Source organism: Owariibacterium komagatae, from assembly GCF_045865535.1.
GTDB classification, from domain to species: domain Bacteria; phylum Bacillota; class Clostridia; order Oscillospirales; family Ruminococcaceae; genus Ruthenibacterium; species Ruthenibacterium komagatae.
The window spans coordinates 3117373-3133807 of sequence record NZ_AP031406.1; the positions used below are offsets into that span (position 1 = coordinate 3117373).

The following is a 16435-nucleotide window of genomic DNA, read 5'->3' on the forward strand; positions in this document are numbered from 1 at the left end:
GAAAGGAGAACAATGAAAAAGTTTGTTCGTCACTTGGCAATTCTTACCGCGTTTTTGGTGGTTGTGTCCAACGTAACGGTAGGATTTGCACAGGAAGCTGAAACAGAACTCATCTCTGCAGCTTCCGCCCAATCGGATAGGAATGTTTTGCAGGAAGAGGAACTGTCTGTTCCCACTATGCCTGTACCGGAAAGCAATGCGGATGAAGTACTTCCGGATACCGATGAGGAATCTTCCGCACAGGCCGGTACCACGACGGATGATTCTTCCGCCAGTACGGAAGAAACACCGCCAAAGACAAACAGTGCGGCAGACAGCACTTCGGTCCCCGGTTCCGAATCAGTGCCGGAAAGTACCGATACCGTAGACGGTGAATCGCCCGCCGTGAGCAACTCCGGCTCTTCTTCCGGTGTCACGTCGAGTTCTTCTAACTCCGGCGCGAATGAGGTTTCTTCCTCACTGGAAGAGGAGAATTCCGTTGCGGTGCAGAAAACAGGCTGGGTGGATGCCGAAGGACAGAAGTATTATTACGACGGCAACGGCCAGATGTTGAAAGGCATGCAGCCGATCGATGGAAAGTGGTATTATCTGGATGAGACCACAGGCGCACTTTGGACAGGTGGCTGGAAACAAACGTCTCAAGGACGCTTCTGGAGCGGTGCAGACGGCGTGGTCCCTTACGGCATAAACAGCATTGATGGGGCCTGGTATTACATTGATCCGAATACAGGCTATCTGCGATTTGGCTTCATCGACGTATACAGCGGCGGCCGTACTTACGCCAATAGTGATGGCGAGATCAAAACCGGTTGGCTGACCGTGGATGGCAAGCAGTACTATGTGAATTCAGATACGAAGTTACTGGTGACGGGTACCATGATGATTGGGGATGTCACCTATAAGTTCGGGGCCGACGGAGTATTGCAGCAGACAATTGCAAAACCGGGCTGGCAGGAAATTGATGGAAAAAAATACTATTACGACGAAAACGGTCAGATGCTGAAAGGCATGCAGCCCATCGGCGGCCAATGGTACTATCTGGATGAGATCACAGGTGCGCTGTGGACGGGTGGATGGAAACAGAACCTGAAAGGCGCCTATTTCTGGAGCGGTGCGGACGGTGTTGTGCCGTACGGCCTGAACGAAATTGAAGGGACCTGGCGCTACATCGACCCGAACACGGGTTATCTGCGGTTTGGCTTCATTGACGTGTACAGCGGCGGCCGCACTTATGCCAACAACGACGGTGTGATCAAAACTGGCTGGATCACCGTGAACGGAAAGCAGTATTACGTGAAACCGGACACGAGACTTTTGGCCACGGGAACACTGACGGTTGGTGACATCACCTACAAATTCGGAGAAGATGGCGCCCTGCAGCAGACGATTTCGAAACCGGGTTGGCAGGAAATTGATGGAAAAAAATACTATTACGACGAAAACGGCCAGATGCTGAAAGGCATGCAGCCCATCGGCGGCCAATGGTACTATCTGGATGAGATCACAGGTGCGCTGTGGACGGGCGGCTGGAAACAGAATCTGAAAGGCGCCTATTTCTGGAGCGGTGCGGACGGTGTTGTGCCGTACGGCCTGAACGAAATTGAAGGGACCTGGCGCTACATCGACCCGAACACGGGTTATCTGCGGTTTGGCTTCATTGACGTGTACAGCGGCGGCCGTACTTATGCCAACAACGACGGTGTGATCAAAACTGGCTGGATCACCGTGAACGGAAAGCAGTATTACGTGAAACCGGACACGAGACTTTTGGCCACGGGAACGCTGACGATTGGTGACATCACCTACAAATTCGGAGAAGATGGTGCCCTGCTGCAGACGATTTCGAAACCGGGTTGGCATGAGGTGAACGGTCAGAAATACTATTACGACGAAAACGGTCAGATGCTGAAAGGCATGCAGCCCATCGGCGGCCAATGGTACTATCTGGATGAGATCACAGGTGCGCTGTGGACGGGCGGCTGGAAACAGAATCTGAAAGGCGCCTATTTCTGGAGCGGTGCGGACGGTGTTGTGCCGTACGGCCTGAACGAAATTGAAGGGACCTGGCGCTACATCGACCCGAACACGGGTTATCTGCGGTTTGGCTTCATTGACGTGTACAGCGGCGGCCGCACTTATGCCAACAACGACGGTGTGATCAAAACTGGCTGGATCACCGTGAATGGAAAGCAGTATTACGTGAAACCGGACACGAGACTTTTGGCCACGGGAACGCTGACGATTGGTGACGTCACCTACAAATTCGGAGAGGATGGCGCCCTGCTGCAGACGATTTCGAAACCGGGCTGGCATGAGGTGGATGGACAGAAGTACTACTACGACGAAAACGGCCAGATGCTGAAAGGCATGCAGCCCATCGGCGGCCAATGGTACTATCTGGATGAGATCACAGGTGCGCTGTGGACGGGCGGCTGGAAACAGAATCTGAAAGGCGCCTATTTCTGGAGCGGTGCGGACGGTGTTGTGCCGTACGGCCTGAACGAAATTGAAGGGACCTGGCGCTACATCGACCCGAACACGGGTTATCTGCGGTTCGGCTTCATTGACGTGTACAGCGGTGGACGCACCTATGCAAACAGCGAAGGTGTGATCAAAACCGGCTGGATCACCGTGGACGGAAAGCAGTATTATGTGGATCCGGACACAAAATTGTTGCTGACCGGCTGGCAGACAGTTGGTGGCCAAAAATATTATTTTGACGCCACCGGACAACAGCTGAAAGGCATGCAGCCGATCAACGGCTATTGGTACTATTTGGACGAAACAACAGGTGTTTTGTGGACAAGCGGCTGGAAACAGCTTTCCGGTGGGAAAATCTGGTCGGATGCGACCGGAAAAATTCCTCTGGGCTATCAGGTCGTGGATGGCTACTGGCGTTATTTCAGCGTGAATACCGGCTATTTGCAGACCGGATTTTTTATCGTTCACACTGGTGGGCAGAGCTATGCAGATACAGAAGGCCGGGTAACGGCCGGATGGAAAAACATCAACGGAAAATTTTATTGCATTGATGACAAGACATTGGAATTCGTCAAGGGTTGGGTCGAGCTGGATGGCAATCGGTTCTACTTTAAAAGCGATTATACAGGCGCGACCGGACCGTACAAGATCGACGGAAACTGGTACTATTTTGAGTACAAATGGGGTTCGCTGGTCCGCAATACAACCGTTGTGATTGACGGCGTTTCCTATCAGGTGGATGCGAATGGCGTGATTCAGAACTACTTCCCGGACAAGGCTTATGGAATCGACGTTTCTTCGCATCAGGGCGTCATCGATTGGCAGCAGGTTGCCAACAGCGGCGTTTCATTTGCGATGATTCGTGCGCTCACGTGGAGCAACAGCGCCAATTATTACGTCATTGATCCCTATTTTGAGGTCAACGTGCGAAATGCCAAGGCAAACGGAATCAAAGTCGGCGTATATTTGTACAGCTATGCGTTTAGTGAAGCGGAGATCGAAGAAGAGGTGTTCTTCTTCCTGAACTCTGCAGAGCTGAAACGTCTGCGCGACGATGGCATCGTCTTTGATTACCCGGTTTATATCGACTACGAAGATCCTCTGGTAATCAATAATGTGCCGGATCCTCAGCGCAAAACGGACATCGTCCGCCACGGCATGAATATTTTGGATCAGAACGGATATTTGCCGGGCTTCTATACGTATGATTATTTTGCGCGAAGTTTGATGAATGCGCAGCAGCTGATCAATGAGGGATATGAGTTCTGGGTGGCCCATACAAGCGCGACCAGCAATCCGTGGGGCGATGCGGCCGGAATCTGGCAGTATTCTCACACGGGCAAGGTTCCGGGCATTCAGGGCAATGTGGATTTGAACTACGCTTATAAAAATTATCCCTCCATTATCAATCCGGGCGGCGGTACAACTCCTGACCCGGTGGGGGAAACCCTTTCGGTTTACGATTCCGTTACCGGCAAAACAGTGACGGACTCGGTTGAAAATATTTTGGCCGCCATTGTTCAGGCTGAAGTAGGCGGAACAAAACTTACCGGTCTGGATGCGCGTACGCTTTTCCAGGCGCAGGCAGTCGCAGCCCACAGCTGGATCCTTTTCTCCCAGAACAATGGAGAGTCGTATCCTTCAGTGGTTCTGGCCAGCCAGGACAAAATTACCAGTGCTGTTCGTCAGGCGGTTGCGCAGGTTGCAAATTATGTTGTGATGTACAACGGAATCCCTGCATGCACAGTATATGGCTCGGCCAGTGCGGGCGTCACCAACTCTTCCCAGAACATGGGCTGGAATTCGCAGCCTTATCTGGTGAACGTGACAAGCCCCTACGAAAGCATGTACGGTGCCGCGTGGCAGAATAAGACCAACACCATCGGAATCGCGCGGATGAAGGACAACATCGAGAATAAGCTTGGAATTTCTACAGCGGGATACGATTATGCAAACTGGTTGACCAATCCGGTGTTCGATCAGTACGGATACTGCACACAGATTACAGTGTGCGGAAAAGTGGTTTCCGGCGGAAAGTTCTATGAAAACTGCTATGGCCTTTATTCTCCGAACTTTACGTTCCAGTATTTGGGTTCCACACAGGGGTGGAAATTTGTCACCCAGGGAAATGGCCACTGTGTTGGAATGAGCCAGTACGGAGCAATGGGCTATGCTGCGAACGGATACACCTGGCAGCAAATTCTTCAGCACTACTATCCCGGAACAACGATTACAACCATTAAATGAAAAAGTGCCGTCGGCATATGCCGGCGGCACTTTTTGTGAATTCAATACCCGGTCGGTTCCTGAACCAGAATGACCTTGATGCGATTGGGCACCCGCTGAAATCTTTGAACCGTATAACTGCAGCAAATACGGGCGGGGCTGTGGCAATGTTCGCATTTACCGGTTACGGCACAAGGCGTTTTGCAGGAAAGCCGTTTGGCGTTGGCAGGAGCGGCAAAGGTTTCAAGCCGCATCTGTGCTTCGTCCAGATCCCGTACGATTTTGTTGGACCCCACCACCAGAATGACACTGGCCGGGCCGTAGGCAATAGCTGCCACGCGGTTGGAGTTTCCGTCCACGTTGAAGATTTCGCCGCTTTCCGTGATGGCATTGGCGGAGGCGAGATAGCAATCCGCGCTGAAAGAGCGGCGGAAAACAGCCTCGATCTCTTCGCGGGTCAGACCCGGTTCATAGCGATCCCAAAATTGATATGGCCCGCTGCGCAGAAAGTCCAGGACGCCGCATTCGTCCAGACTGACGCTTCCGCCCACTGCTACCGTGGCGTTTTCTGCGATCAGTTCTTTTAAAAGCGGGATAACATCGGCTCGCGTTTTGACACAGTACCCCTTCATATTATTTTGTTCCAGCGCTTTTGCGGTCCGCTCCATGCGCTGCCATACCGTTTGTCCCAAAAATGAATCCATAGCAAACCCTCCCTTTTCGTTTTCAGTATAGCACAGAAAATTCGGTTTGGAAGCCGAATTTGATCAAAAAAGGCGGTGCCGAACATTCGGCGCCGCCTTCTGCATTTTAAAGATAAGAAAAAATCTGGTCCAGACCGTTTACCACCGGAGCCCCGGTGGCTGCCAGAACATCCGCAGGCTGGTGACCGCCTGCGTACAGAACACAACGTGTTCCAAGCGCTTGTGATACTTCGTAATCATGAACGCTGTCGCCCACCATCAAAACAGAGGAAGCAGGCGTACCGCTTTTTTGAAGCCAGGTCAGCCCAACGTCCACTTTGCTGTGCGCATACACGTTGTTCAGCCCAAGAAGAGCCTCAAAATATTCGCGCAGCCCGTAAAAGGCCACTTGCTGCTCCAGCGCTTTCTGTTCGGAAGCCGACAGAATAAACTGATGAAGCCCCTGCGCCTGCAATTTACGCAAAACTGCCTCCGCGTTCGGCTGCAGCGGGCAGCTTTCACAGCGTGATGCGTAAAGAACCGCATATTCCTGTGCCAGCTGCGAATAGGGATGACGGGAAAAATCAAAGCCGGCATCCTGATAATACTGTTCAATGGGAAAGCGGAATACACGGCGATAGGCATCCAGCCCGCCCACCGGGGCGTAGCCGTGTCGTGTAAGCTGATGATTCAGCAGTTCGCAGCACAAGGGAACATCGTTCATCAAAGTGCCGTTCCAATCCCATAAAACAGTGGTGATTTTCATTTGTTTGCCTCAACCCAGCCGCGAAGCTGCGGCGTTTTTTCAATGGTTTTTACCAGCAGCAAGCCCAGAATGCCGCAACTGACGACCTGCCCGAGCCCAACGGTGACCATGTTGAACAACAGAACCGGTACGCTGGCAGTTTCGGGCATGAAAATATAAGTGATTTCCGCGCCGACAATCACCGCATTGAACAGGATCGGCGGAAGGCAGGAGAGAAAGGGAACTCCTTTGAAGCGAATGTGGCGAAGCTGATAGGTGGAGACAGCGGCCAGAAAAGTGGCCAAAGTTCCAAACAGCATATCCCAGGGGCTCATGCTGAACAGGTTGCTCAAAAAGCAGCCCAGTGTCACCGCCCAGATGGCATCCGGCGTAAAGACCGGAAGAAGCGTGAGTACTTCACTGATGCGTACCTGTACCGGTCCGTAGGAAAAAGGCTGAAGCACAAGGCAGAGCACAACGTAAATGCCGGCAATCAGCGCGGCGCGGACAATTCGTGTAGTTCTCATCATTCACTTTCCGCCTCTCGCAAAACGGCGCGCGGGAGACTTTGCGGCAAGATTTTAGCCCTCACGGTGCCGCCGGGCCGTGGGGATGGTCCGCACAAACGTGCGGAGGGCACAAAATGCTAAGTTGCCCTGCGGACATGCCGCTTTGACAGTATAGCACGTTTTAAGAGTTTGTGCTATACTTTCTCTTGATTCTTGCAAAAAAGAGGCGGAGATTTTGGATGCAAAAACGCTGCGGGCCGCATTCCCGCACACAATCCCGGTTTTGACCGGCTATCTGTTCCTGGGCTTTGCCTATGGGCTGCTCATGCGGAATGCAGGATACCCTGTATGGCTTGCCGTTTTGTGCAGTCTGGCGGTCTATGCAGGGGCGGCGCAGTATGCGGCGGTTCCCATGCTGGGGGTGTTTGACCCGGCGGGCACTTTTTTGCTGACGCTGATGCTCAATGCACGGCATGTATTCTACGGTCTGTCCATGCTGGAGCGGTATCGGGAAGCAGGAAAAAGCAAACCATATCTGATTTTTTCTCTAACGGATGAAACCTATTCCATTTTGGTTTCCACTTCGCCGCCAAGCGGAGTGGAAGCCCGGCGCTTTTGGCTGGCAGTTTCCGCTTTGAATCAGATGTACTGGGTGGTCGCTTCGGCGGCAGGGGCCCTGCTGGGAGCCGCCTTGCCCTTTGACACCCGCGGTGTGGATTTTGTGATGACAGCGCTGTTTGTAACCATGTTTACGGAACAGTGGCTGCAGACAAGAGAACATCGCCCGGCTCTGATCGGATTGGGCGCGTCCGTACTTTGTCTGGTGCTGTTTCAGACAAATTTTATTGTTCCGGCGATGGCGATGATCGTGGTACTTTTGCTGGTCGGACAAAACCACATGGAAGGAGGAGCGGAGGCGTGAGCATTGGAGCTGCACAGCAAATTTTTTTGGTGGGCGTTTTGGCGGCGGCAACGGCACTGACGCGCTTTGCTCCCTTCTGGCTGTTCCCGAAAGAAAGGCCGGTGCCGAAAGCAATCTCCTATTTGGGAAAGGTTCTGCCAGGTGCCGCGATGGGACTGCTGGTCGTTTATTGCTTGAAGGATGTTGAATGGATGGCTCCGCCTCACGGTGCGGCAGAAATACTGGCAGTGGCAGCTGTGGTAGCGCTGCATTGCTGGAAACGGAATACTCTGCTTTCAGTCGGCGGTGGCACCGTACTGTATATGCTTTTGGTACAAGGGGTTTTTGCATGAAAAAAGCGGCGTGTCAAACGCCGCTTTTTGAATTTTCCGTCAGAGCCTGGCTGGCAAGCGCCATAACAGTTTGGGCATCGGATGCGCTTCCCAGATATTGAATGTGCAGGATCCGGTTTCCGCTGGCAAGACAAACTTCGATGAGATCCGTCCGGCTGTCATCCAGAAAAGCACAGTCAATCCCGGCGGGAAGCGGTTCTTTCACAGGAAGAGGATCTCCCAAAGACAGGTACTTGGCCATGCTTTGAGCGACCAAAACCGGATCAAGAGGACCGGAAAGCTGAATATAATGCTGATCAAGCCAGGGGGTGTTGCCGTTTGTGTCGCTGAGCTGCAGATTGTGAAGCTGCAGAGAAGCCAGGGGAACATCGACTACCTCGGTTTGGCCGCTTTCCTGCCCAAGGCTTCCGGTTCCCTGAAGCACAGTGGCATTGGGTTCCAGTTGTTCCAGGCGGAGCAGGACCTGGCTGCTGGGCTCCTGCCCCATGGGAACAGTACGTGGCGTCAGCAAAATCAGCGTACAGATCAATGCCAGAAAAACTGCGGCATAGAACATTGCAGTGCCATATTCGCAAAAGAGAAATCCGCGCAGGGACAGGCGGGTGATTTTTTCGCCCCGGACACTTCGGAGATAATTGGTAAAGCCGTGCATGGCCAGAGCGGAAGTGAACAGTTTCAGTAAAATTAAAAGGATGAGAAGCGCCGGAAGAACAAACCCGCACTGCGCCAGGAAAAGAACGATCGTTTCTGAAACGGCCAAGTCTCCGCGGATTCCGCCGTTTACCCAAAAGTTCAAGAAAAACAACAGAAGCCAGAAGACAACCTGAACCCCCGCTCCGATCAGTTCATCCCGAAGGCTTTTGCGAACGGGAAGCAAAGTTTCATTTTGCCAGGCAGCGTCCGTGTGCAGTTCACCGGCACCTTTTTCAGCGCAGTACAGATGAAAATAATCCGCTTTGCAGACGAAATGCCAACCGCAGCTCTCATAGAATTGAAGGCGTTCTTCTTCCGGCGGCTGCCCGCGGGAAGGAGCGGCATCCAATCGATACAAAAGCTCGGCCGGAGCCCCTTTGCTAAATCGCGTCAACAAAAATCCGCGCTTTTCAACAAACAGGCCGCGGCGCGCCATAAGCGCGTAAAATTCTTCCTGTTGAGGCACTGCCCAGCCGGGAAGAGAAAAGCGATAAACGTGTTTCACAACTGTTCCACCTGCGCTTTCTTTCCGTCGTTTACCAGCATCTGAAGCCGCTCAAATTCTTGCTTCAGCACATTGCGACCCAGTGGCGTCAACGCATATGTCTTTCGGCGTTCATCCTGCTGCTGCAGTTGAATCATACCGTCCTTTTCCATTTTTGAAAGAAGACCGTATAACGTTCCCGGTCCCATGCTCACGCGCCCGCCGCTGGCCTCGTTGACCTGCTGCATCAGCCGGTATCCATGGGCGGGGCGAGTCAAGGCTAAAAGCAGATAGTACATGGCTTCCGTCATGGGTGTGTTTTGCGCCATATGCAATTCCTCACAACTATATCGTGATACGATATAACTTTTGAATTCATTATAAAGCCCGGACAAAGGAAAGTCAATGACACGGAATATTCCAAAGGGTCTCACAGAAGAGACCGTGTTGCAGGCATAAAAAAACATCCGATGATCATTGATCATCGGATGTTTCTGGTGGAGAATTAGGGACTCGAACCCCAGACTTCCTGCGTGTGATGCAGGCACTCTAACCAGCTGAGCTAATCCTCCACGGCGAAAATTATTATAGCATGGTTTCTTCGATTTGTCTAGACCTTTTTTAAAAAAATTCGTCTCAAGATTTATTTTTGATACAGATATCCTTTTTGCCGCAGTGCTTCCAGAACGCGGTCCCGTTGGGCGGGGGTAGGGCAGGAGAGGGTGTGCAGGTGCACGTCGCCTGTCAGACTGCACAAGGGCTGTGCGGCATTGGCCTGCAGGGCCTGCCAGAATAAATCGGCATCGTAGCGGCTGAAGATCTGCAGCTGACCGGATAGCTGACCGTACACGGGATGTTCGACCAACACATCCAGAACGCCGCACCCGCAGTCGACAATGGTATACAACTCATCCAGAAGTGCTTCCTGTGCATGGCGGCACACCACGGTCATTCGATCGGCACCCGGCGCTGTCTGGAGCATGTATCCGCGGGGAGTGGCCAAAACAGGGGTGCCTGCGGCGCGGAGAAGGGCCACATCACCGACTACGATCTGGCGGCTGACCCCCAGCTCCCGAGCCAGCTTACTGGCGCTGACAGGGCCGCTTGCCTGTTTTAAAGAGGTGACAATGGACTCGCGTCGCTGTGCTGCTGTCATGATGGTTTCTCCTTTTTGAATTTGATTATTATTATAGCATCTTTTGCGCGAAATGCCCAATTATTTCATGTTGTATTCACAATTCACTCTGGTTTTTTTCATAAAGAAACGCTAAAATAAGAGCATGGCTACAAACGGCCATCAAATGAGGAGTGAATTTAAATTATGAATCAAGACCCAAAGATTCCCAAGAGGAGTCCCTATTTGTATTATGCGATCGCTGCTCTGGTCGTCATGATGCTTTTGAATGTTTTTGTAATGCCAAAGGTAAACAACGCTCAGATCACGCAGGTGGATTACAGCACATTCCTGCAGATGATCGACGATGGAAAAGTTGATGCGGTGGAACTGGATGAGGAAGGGCAGGAGATCCTTTTCTCTTCTACAGATGAAAATGGCCGCTCGGTCTATTATTCTACGGGTGTTTGGCCGGATGACAATCTGGTGGATCGGTTGAGTGAACATCCGGACATCAAATTCAATCGCGTTGTTCCGCAGGAAAACAGCTTTTTAATGACCTTTTTGCTTACGTGGCTGTTCCCAACATTGCTGTTGATGCTTCCGCTGATTTTGCTTTCCCGCTATATGCAAAAGAAAATGGGCGGAAACTCCATGATGTTTGGCATGGGAAAATCGGGTGCCAAGATGTATGTGGCCAGTCAAACAGGCAAAACCTTTGCGGATGTAGCCGGTGATGAAGAGGCCAAAGAGGCGCTGGCAGAGATTGTGGACTTCCTGCATAATCCTGCAAAATACAATTCCATCGGTGCGAAAATGCCGAAAGGCGTGCTGCTGGTGGGCCCTCCGGGTACCGGTAAAACACTGCTGGCAAAGGCTGTGGCCGGCGAGGCAGGCGTTCCGTTCTTCTCCATCGCGGGTTCGGAATTTGTTGAGATGTTTGTAGGCCAGGGCGCAGCCCGCGTGCGCGATTTGTTTAAGCAGGCCAAGGAAAAAGCGCCGTGCATTGTGTTTATCGATGAGATCGATACCATTGGTAAAAAGCGAGACGGGTCCGGTATCGGCGGAAACGATGAGCGCGAACAGACGCTGAACCAGCTGCTCAGTGAAATGGACGGGTTTGACGGTTCGTCCGGCGTCGTGATTCTGGCGGCCACCAACCGCCCGGAAACGCTGGATAAGGCATTGCTCCGTCCCGGTCGGTTTGACCGCCGCGTGCCCGTGGAACTGCCGGATTTGAAAGCGCGTGAGGCCATTTTGAAGGTCCACGCCAAGAAAGTCATGATGTCGGATGACATTGATTACAGTGCTATTGCGAAGGCGACGGCCGGTTGTTCTGGCGCCGAGCTGGCCAACCTGGTCAACGAAGCGGCTCTGCGTGCCATCAAACAGAACCGGCGCATTGTGACGCAGGCGGATCTGACAGAATCCGTGGATGTGATCGTCGCCGGTTATCAGCGCAAAAATGCAGTGCTGACACAGCACGAAAAAGAAGTGGTGGCTTACCACGAGGTGGGCCATGCGCTGGTGGCAGCGAAGCAGTCCAATTCGGCGCCGGTCACCAAGATCACCATTGTGCCCCGCACATCCGGCGCTTTGGGGTATACCATGCAGACGCCGGACACAGATACGGTGCTTTTGTCCAAAGAAGAGGCGTTGGCGAAAATTGCAACGCTTACCGGCGGGCGCAGCGCAGAGGAACTGGTGTTCGGAAGCGTGACCAGCGGTGCCTCCAACGACATTGAGCAGGCGACCAAACTGGCGCGCAGCATGGTGACGCGTCTTGGCATGAGCGAGACATTTGATATGACCGCGCTGGAGACGGTGAACAACCAGTATCTGGGCGGCGATGCTTCGCTGGCCTGCAGTGAGACAACCAGCGCCCAGATCGACAAAGAAGTGGTTTCTCTGATCCGTCAGGCACATGAGAAAGCCATCAACATCCTGAAAGAAAACAACGACAAGCTTCATGAAATCGCACATTATCTGCTGGAAAAAGAAACCATTACCGGCGATGAATTTATGGCGATTTTGAATCAATAAAAGCAAAAAAGGAAGGCGGCTTTGTAAGCCGCCTTCCTTTTTTGTTTAAGTTAAAGGATCCTTCTCTTCCTCTTCAGGCAATGGTTCGCGCGGTTCCTCGCCGGCGGGGAACTCCGGTTCTTCCGGTTCATCCGGGGCCTCATAAACGAAATCTTCGGGCGTCAGCCCCATCTCAGGTTCGTCTTCTTCATCGGCAGCCACGGCGTAGACGGTATCTTTGATCTGGCTGACCAACTCACCGGCCTGCCCTTTGACCTTTTCTACCACGTCAGGCGCTTTTTCCGCCACCTTTGCGGCAACCGCCACACCGGCGTCCGCCACGGCCTTTCCGGCACCGGCCAGCGCCCGGCCGGCTTCGCCCAAAGCGGAGCCGACTTCATCGGCATCTACGCCCATTTTCCCGGCAGCTTCCTTCACTTTGCCGCGGGTATCACTCCAAACGTCCGTGGCCGCACGCTGTACGTTCTCCACAATTTCTGTAACGGCGCTGCGGGTGGTCTTTTCTTCCATGACCTCCGCAGGTTCGGCCTGCTCTTCATAATAAGGCTGAGGTTCCGCATCCAAAGAAGAATCCGTTTCAGGGATTTCCTGCTCTTCCTGCAGGGCGTCCAGTTCTTTGTTTTCCTCATATTTTTTCGCAACCTTTACCGCGACGGCAGCCGCAGCTGCGGCAACCCCGATTCCGATAGCCTTGCTCAAAAAACTCATACGATCGCTTCCTTTCTCCAATCCGCCAAAGCAGGATTTCTATTTTCATTATAGCTTACAGAATGGTACTTGCAAGAAAATTTTTCGTGAACAATGAGGCCTGTGTGTGAAAAAAAGATGCCCTTTTTGTGTACAGTGCTGAAAAATGTCATTTGATGCCCAGTGCGCGCCGAACCCGATAATCCACATAAACGAATACATTCCAAATCATCCAGAACTCGATTAAAATGTAGTAGGGGAGATTCCTGATACGGAATTTGGGCTTTTGAATTTTAGAAATGGCGTGGAAGGCTTCGCGCGCACCTTTGATATAAGGCGTCCAGAATCCTTTCAGACCGAACATCAGAACTTTTAAAAGATATCCTGCCAGAAGAGGCACAAAGTTAATGATGAACATCAGCAGCGGCATATTTTTGTAGGGAAGCAAAATGCTGTTGCGCCCACTCTGCACGCTTTTGAATTCGTTGTAGCGCACTGCGCCGGTGGTTGCGCCGCAGATATGGTAGCACTTGGCGGCAGGGCAATACATGTTTTTGTATCCCAGGCTGTTGGCACGCCAGGAGATATCCACATCTTCAAAATAGGCGAAAAACAGTTCGTCAAACAGGCCGATTTCATCCAGAATGCTTTTGCGGTACAGACTGGCGCCGCCGCAGGCAGAAAAGATGCGCTGCGGTTTCTGATAGCGCCGCCAGTACATGCCGTCACCCCGTTTGCAGGCCCAGCCGAAAAGCGTCACATAGTCGCCGGCGTCGTCGGCAAGTTCCCGGTCAAAATGCCGGATCATCAGGCTTTGCACTGCAAAAATACGCGGGTCGGTGTCTGCCATGGCGATCAGCTGTGCCAGCCAATCCGGTTCGGCAAAAGCGTCATTGTTGAACAGAACCACATAGGTTCCTTTGGCCAGGCGAATTCCGGCGTTCACAGCAGCGGAAAAACCGGTGTTATGATCGTTTTTTACAAGGGTGTACCGCTCGTGCCCCACATAACTTTCGGCAATCGCAAGACTTTCGTCCGTGGAGCCGTTGTCCACGACGATCAATTCAAAGTCCTGCTCTGTCTGGGCCCACACAGATTCGATCGAGTCACGAAGCCACCCGGCTCCATTGAGGTTGGGAATTACGATGCTCGCTTTCAAAGCGTTTCCTCCAGTGTTTTGAGATTGCATTCAGTATAGCATAAACCATCGGAACGGCGCAACGTTTCCAAAAAAGCCCGCGGCAGATTCCGCGGGCTTTTTTATTATTTCAGTGCATCCTCAATCGCCTTCAAAACCGTGGCACTGTCTTCGCAAACAACAATCACGATCTCACCGGAACTCAGCTCCTTGACGGTTCCGTTTTTGGCAATTTCATACTGATCCGGCAGGTAGTTTTCAAAGCTGCGCTGCAAGTTGGAAAGATAATTTTCCAGCGCGATCCGCACCGTCTCTTCGCTTCCGGAAGCCGGTTTGAAAATGCCGACCATATAGGCTTGCACGTTCATCAAAGAGAGGCTGTACGCATAGGTGCCCAAAGAGGCCAAATCATCGGTGGGCAGTCCCAGCGTGCTCATCTGCATTTCAATCATGGATTTCGCCTGTTCTTCATCCGTACCATTGGGGTCCAGGCTCAAAGTCGGCTGCTCGCCGTTCTGCCCGGCGGTAATGGCATAACTCTCGTTCAAATCATCCGTGCGGGTGTCCATAATAATTTGCGTATAGTCCTTGGGGGGTGTAGAAGAAGAGGATGTTCCCGCGCAGGCAGTCAGGCTTACAGACAAAGCCAATGCAAGCACGGTGACAATAAAGCGTTTCATAAAGCATTCTCCTTGTTTGGTTTTGGCGCATACAGCGCGTTGTTATAGTATAACCAAAATGTGGGAGGAATACAATGGCAAACATGAAAAAGCCGTGCCCCGGGATTGGGGACACGGCTTTTGCGTTTATTTTGCGTATTCCACTGCGCGCGATTCGCGAATGACATTGACTTTGATCTGTCCGGGATAGTCCAGATCTTCCTCGATCTTGCGGGAAATGCTGTGCGCCAGAATGACCAGCTGATCGTCGGAAATAGCTTCCGGCTTGACCATGATGCGCACTTCGCGGCCGGCCTGGATGGCAAAGCTGCGTTCCACGCCTTCGAAGCTGTTCGAAATTTCTTCCAGCGTTTCCAGACGTTTGATGTAGCTCTCCAGATTCTCACGCCGTGCACCGGGACGGGCTGCGCTGATCGCGTCGGCTGCCATCACCAGGAAGGCCAGAGCGGTCTTGGGCTCCACGTCACCGTGATGCGCTTCGATCGCGTGTACAATGGCAGGATTCTCTTTGTATTTCTTGGCAATTTCCACACCGATGCTGATATGGCTGCCTTCGATCTCGTGATCAAGCGCCTTGCCGATGTCATGCAGCAGACCGGCGCGTTTGGCCTGGGTCACATTCAAACCGAGTTCCGCAGCCATAATACCGGCCAGGTAAGAAACTTCCAGAGAGTGGTTCAGCACGTTCTGACCATAGCTGGTGCGGAAACGCAGGCGGCCCAGCAGCTTTACGATATCGGGATGCAGGCCATGCAGTCCGGCATCCATCACGGCTTTTTCGCCTTCGCGCTTCATGGTCAGTTCCAGTTCGCGGCGGCATTTGTCCACCGTTTCCTCGATGCGCGCGGGATGAATGCGGCCGTCGCTGATCAGACGCTCCAGCGTCATGCGGGCAATCTCGCGGCGCACAGGGTCAAAGCTGGAAAGCGTGATCGCTTCGGGGGTGTCGTCAATGATCAGATCCACGCCGGTGGCATTTTCCAGTGCGCGGATGTTGCGGCCCTCACGGCCGATGATGCGGCCCTTCATTTCATCGCTGGGCAGCGGCACAACCGATACCGTCGCTTCGCTGGAATGATCGGCCGCGCAGCGGGCCACCGCCTGGCTGATGAGTTCGCGGGCGATGACTTCCGCCTCGTCTTTGGTCTGCGCTTCATAAGCTGCAATGTGCATGGCTTTCTCATGGGTCAGTTCCTGATCCAGGTTGGAGAGCAGTAGCTGTTTGGCATCTTCACTGGAAAGACCGGCAATCGTCTCCAGGCGTTCCAGCTCACGGGTACGGATCTGCTCGATCTCAGCCAATTTTGCCTCGGCAAGTTCCGTCCGTTTCTGAAGCTCTTCTTCTTTCTGCTCCATGTTGGCCACTTTGCGGTCCAGGGCCTCTTCTTTTTGGTCCAGACGACGCTCCTGACGGGTCAGTTCATTGCGGCGTTCCTTGATTTCTTTGTCGGCTTCGGTCTTCATTTGAAGCGCAGCGTCCTTCGCTTCCACAAGTGCTTCTTTTCGCTTCTGCTGCGCTGTTTTCATTGCGTCGTTTACAAGACGCTTGGCTTCTTCCTCGGCGCTGCCGATTTTTGCTTCTGCAATCTTGCGGCGATGGGAAACGCCTGCGAAAAACGCAATTGTTCCCACAACGGCACTCAGCACGACAGCGATGGCGATGGTCGCCCATACTGGCATGTTCAGTCACTCCTATTC

Annotated in this window: 14 protein-coding genes and 1 tRNA gene; 4 read left to right on the top strand and 11 right to left on the bottom strand. The window is 52.7% G+C overall.

Annotation, left to right across the window (positions count from 1 at the left end; genetic code table 11):
* Positions 1-12: 12 nt before the first annotated feature.
* Complete coding sequence (locus tag ACKTS9_RS15710; RefSeq protein ID WP_407881785.1) at positions 13-4728, top strand: GH25 family lysozyme; 4716 nt, start codon at positions 13-15, stop codon at positions 4726-4728.
* Between the two features lie 41 nt (positions 4729-4769).
* On the opposite strand, the gene ACKTS9_RS15715 is transcribed toward ACKTS9_RS15710, so the two are convergent.
* From ACKTS9_RS15715 to ACKTS9_RS15725, 3 genes are all read right to left on the bottom strand, one after another.
* Positions 4770-5411: a lactate utilization protein gene (locus tag ACKTS9_RS15715; protein WP_407881786.1), complete on the bottom strand. Its 642-nt coding sequence runs from the start codon at positions 5409-5411 to the stop codon at positions 4770-4772.
* 106 nt (positions 5412-5517) lie between these two features.
* Positions 5518-6156, bottom strand: a complete 639-nt coding sequence (locus ACKTS9_RS15720; protein ID WP_407881787.1) for an HAD family hydrolase — start codon at positions 6154-6156, stop codon at positions 5518-5520.
* Positions 6153-6665, bottom strand: coding sequence for a QueT transporter family protein (locus tag ACKTS9_RS15725; RefSeq protein ID WP_407881788.1), 513 nt, complete (start codon positions 6663-6665; stop codon positions 6153-6155). The genes ACKTS9_RS15720 and ACKTS9_RS15725 overlap by 4 nt, the downstream gene beginning before the upstream one ends.
* Positions 6666-6879: 214 nt before the next feature.
* Between ACKTS9_RS15725 and ACKTS9_RS15730 the strand changes: the two genes are divergently transcribed.
* Complete coding sequence (locus tag ACKTS9_RS15730) at positions 6880-7566, top strand: AzlC family ABC transporter permease (RefSeq protein ID WP_349214002.1); 687 nt, start codon at positions 6880-6882, stop codon at positions 7564-7566.
* Positions 7563-7898, top strand: coding sequence for a branched-chain amino acid transporter permease (locus ACKTS9_RS15735; protein WP_349214004.1), 336 nt, complete (start codon positions 7563-7565; stop codon positions 7896-7898). The genes ACKTS9_RS15730 and ACKTS9_RS15735 overlap by 4 nt, the downstream gene beginning before the upstream one ends.
* Before the next feature lie 13 nt (positions 7899-7911).
* On the opposite strand, the gene ACKTS9_RS15740 is transcribed toward ACKTS9_RS15735, so the two are convergent.
* The 4 genes from ACKTS9_RS15740 to ACKTS9_RS15755 all read right to left on the bottom strand — a co-directional run bounded on the left by ACKTS9_RS15740 (position 7912) and on the right by ACKTS9_RS15755 (position 10231).
* Positions 7912-9096 (bottom strand): DUF2812 domain-containing protein, encoded by a 1185-nt coding sequence (locus ACKTS9_RS15740; RefSeq protein WP_407881789.1) that lies wholly within the window; start codon positions 9094-9096, stop codon positions 7912-7914.
* Positions 9093-9404, bottom strand: coding sequence for a PadR family transcriptional regulator (locus ACKTS9_RS15745; protein WP_349214008.1), 312 nt, complete (start codon positions 9402-9404; stop codon positions 9093-9095). Before ACKTS9_RS15745 ends, ACKTS9_RS15740 begins: the two co-directional genes overlap by 4 nt.
* Before the next feature lie 166 nt (positions 9405-9570).
* A tRNA-Val gene (locus tag ACKTS9_RS15750) sits at positions 9571-9647 on the bottom strand.
* Positions 9648-9718: 71 nt separating this feature from the next.
* Positions 9719-10231, bottom strand: a complete 513-nt coding sequence (locus ACKTS9_RS15755) for a transcription repressor NadR (RefSeq protein WP_349214010.1) — start codon at positions 10229-10231, stop codon at positions 9719-9721.
* 165 nt (positions 10232-10396) lie between these two features.
* Here ACKTS9_RS15755 and ftsH point away from each other — a divergent pair, with 165 nt between their 5' ends.
* Positions 10397-12232 carry an ATP-dependent zinc metalloprotease FtsH gene (gene ftsH / locus ACKTS9_RS15760; RefSeq protein WP_349214012.1) on the top strand — a complete coding sequence of 612 codons (1836 nt, stop codon included), beginning with the start codon at positions 10397-10399 and terminating at the stop codon, positions 12230-12232.
* Positions 12233-12277: 45 nt separating this feature from the next.
* Here ftsH and ACKTS9_RS15765 read toward each other — a convergent pair whose 3' ends face one another.
* The 4 genes from ACKTS9_RS15765 to rny form a co-directional block, all read right to left on the bottom strand.
* The gene (locus ACKTS9_RS15765) at positions 12278-12940 is read right to left on the bottom strand and encodes a hypothetical protein (RefSeq protein ID WP_407881790.1); all 663 of its coding nucleotides are present in this window, start codon (positions 12938-12940) and stop codon (positions 12278-12280) included.
* A 148-nt stretch (positions 12941-13088) separates the two neighbouring features.
* A complete protein-coding gene (locus ACKTS9_RS15770; protein ID WP_407881791.1) occupies positions 13089-14078 on the bottom strand; it encodes a glycosyltransferase family 2 protein in 990 nt (329 codons plus the stop codon).
* 104 nt (positions 14079-14182) lie between these two features.
* On the bottom strand, positions 14183-14737 hold the full coding sequence (locus ACKTS9_RS15775; RefSeq protein WP_407881792.1) for a DUF4358 domain-containing protein: 555 nt from the start codon (positions 14735-14737) through the stop codon (positions 14183-14185).
* A gap of 126 nt (positions 14738-14863) precedes the next feature.
* Positions 14864-16417 (bottom strand): ribonuclease Y, encoded by a 1554-nt coding sequence (gene rny, locus ACKTS9_RS15780; protein WP_349214017.1) that lies wholly within the window; start codon positions 16415-16417, stop codon positions 14864-14866.
* Positions 16418-16435 lie beyond the last annotated feature (18 nt).

What these genes read in the sequence shown, in the direction of transcription:
- ACKTS9_RS15710 (WP_407881785.1), top strand. Translation starts at nt 13, where the DNA reads ATGAAAAAGTTTGTTCGTCACTTGGCAATTCTTACCGCGTTTTTGGTG.
- ACKTS9_RS15715 (WP_407881786.1), bottom strand. Translation starts at nt 5,411, where the DNA reads ATGGATTCATTTTTGGGACAAACGGTATGGCAGCGCATGGAGCGGACC.
- ACKTS9_RS15720 (WP_407881787.1), bottom strand. Translation starts at nt 6,156, where the DNA reads ATGAAAATCACCACTGTTTTATGGGATTGGAACGGCACTTTGATGAAC.
- ACKTS9_RS15725 (WP_407881788.1), bottom strand. Translation starts at nt 6,665, where the DNA reads ATGATGAGAACTACACGAATTGTCCGCGCCGCGCTGATTGCCGGCATT.
- ACKTS9_RS15745 (WP_349214008.1), bottom strand. Translation starts at nt 9,404, where the DNA reads ATGGCGCAAAACACACCCATGACGGAAGCCATGTACTATCTGCTTTTA.
- ACKTS9_RS15755 (WP_349214010.1), bottom strand. Translation starts at nt 10,231, where the DNA reads ATGACAGCAGCACAGCGACGCGAGTCCATTGTCACCTCTTTAAAACAG.
- ftsH (WP_349214012.1), top strand. Translation starts at nt 10,397, where the DNA reads ATGAATCAAGACCCAAAGATTCCCAAGAGGAGTCCCTATTTGTATTAT.
- ACKTS9_RS15765 (WP_407881790.1), bottom strand. Translation starts at nt 12,940, where the DNA reads ATGAGTTTTTTGAGCAAGGCTATCGGAATCGGGGTTGCCGCAGCTGCG.
- ACKTS9_RS15775 (WP_407881792.1), bottom strand. Translation starts at nt 14,737, where the DNA reads ATGAAACGCTTTATTGTCACCGTGCTTGCATTGGCTTTGTCTGTAAGC.
- rny (WP_349214017.1), bottom strand. Translation starts at nt 16,417, where the DNA reads ATGCCAGTATGGGCGACCATCGCCATCGCTGTCGTGCTGAGTGCCGTT.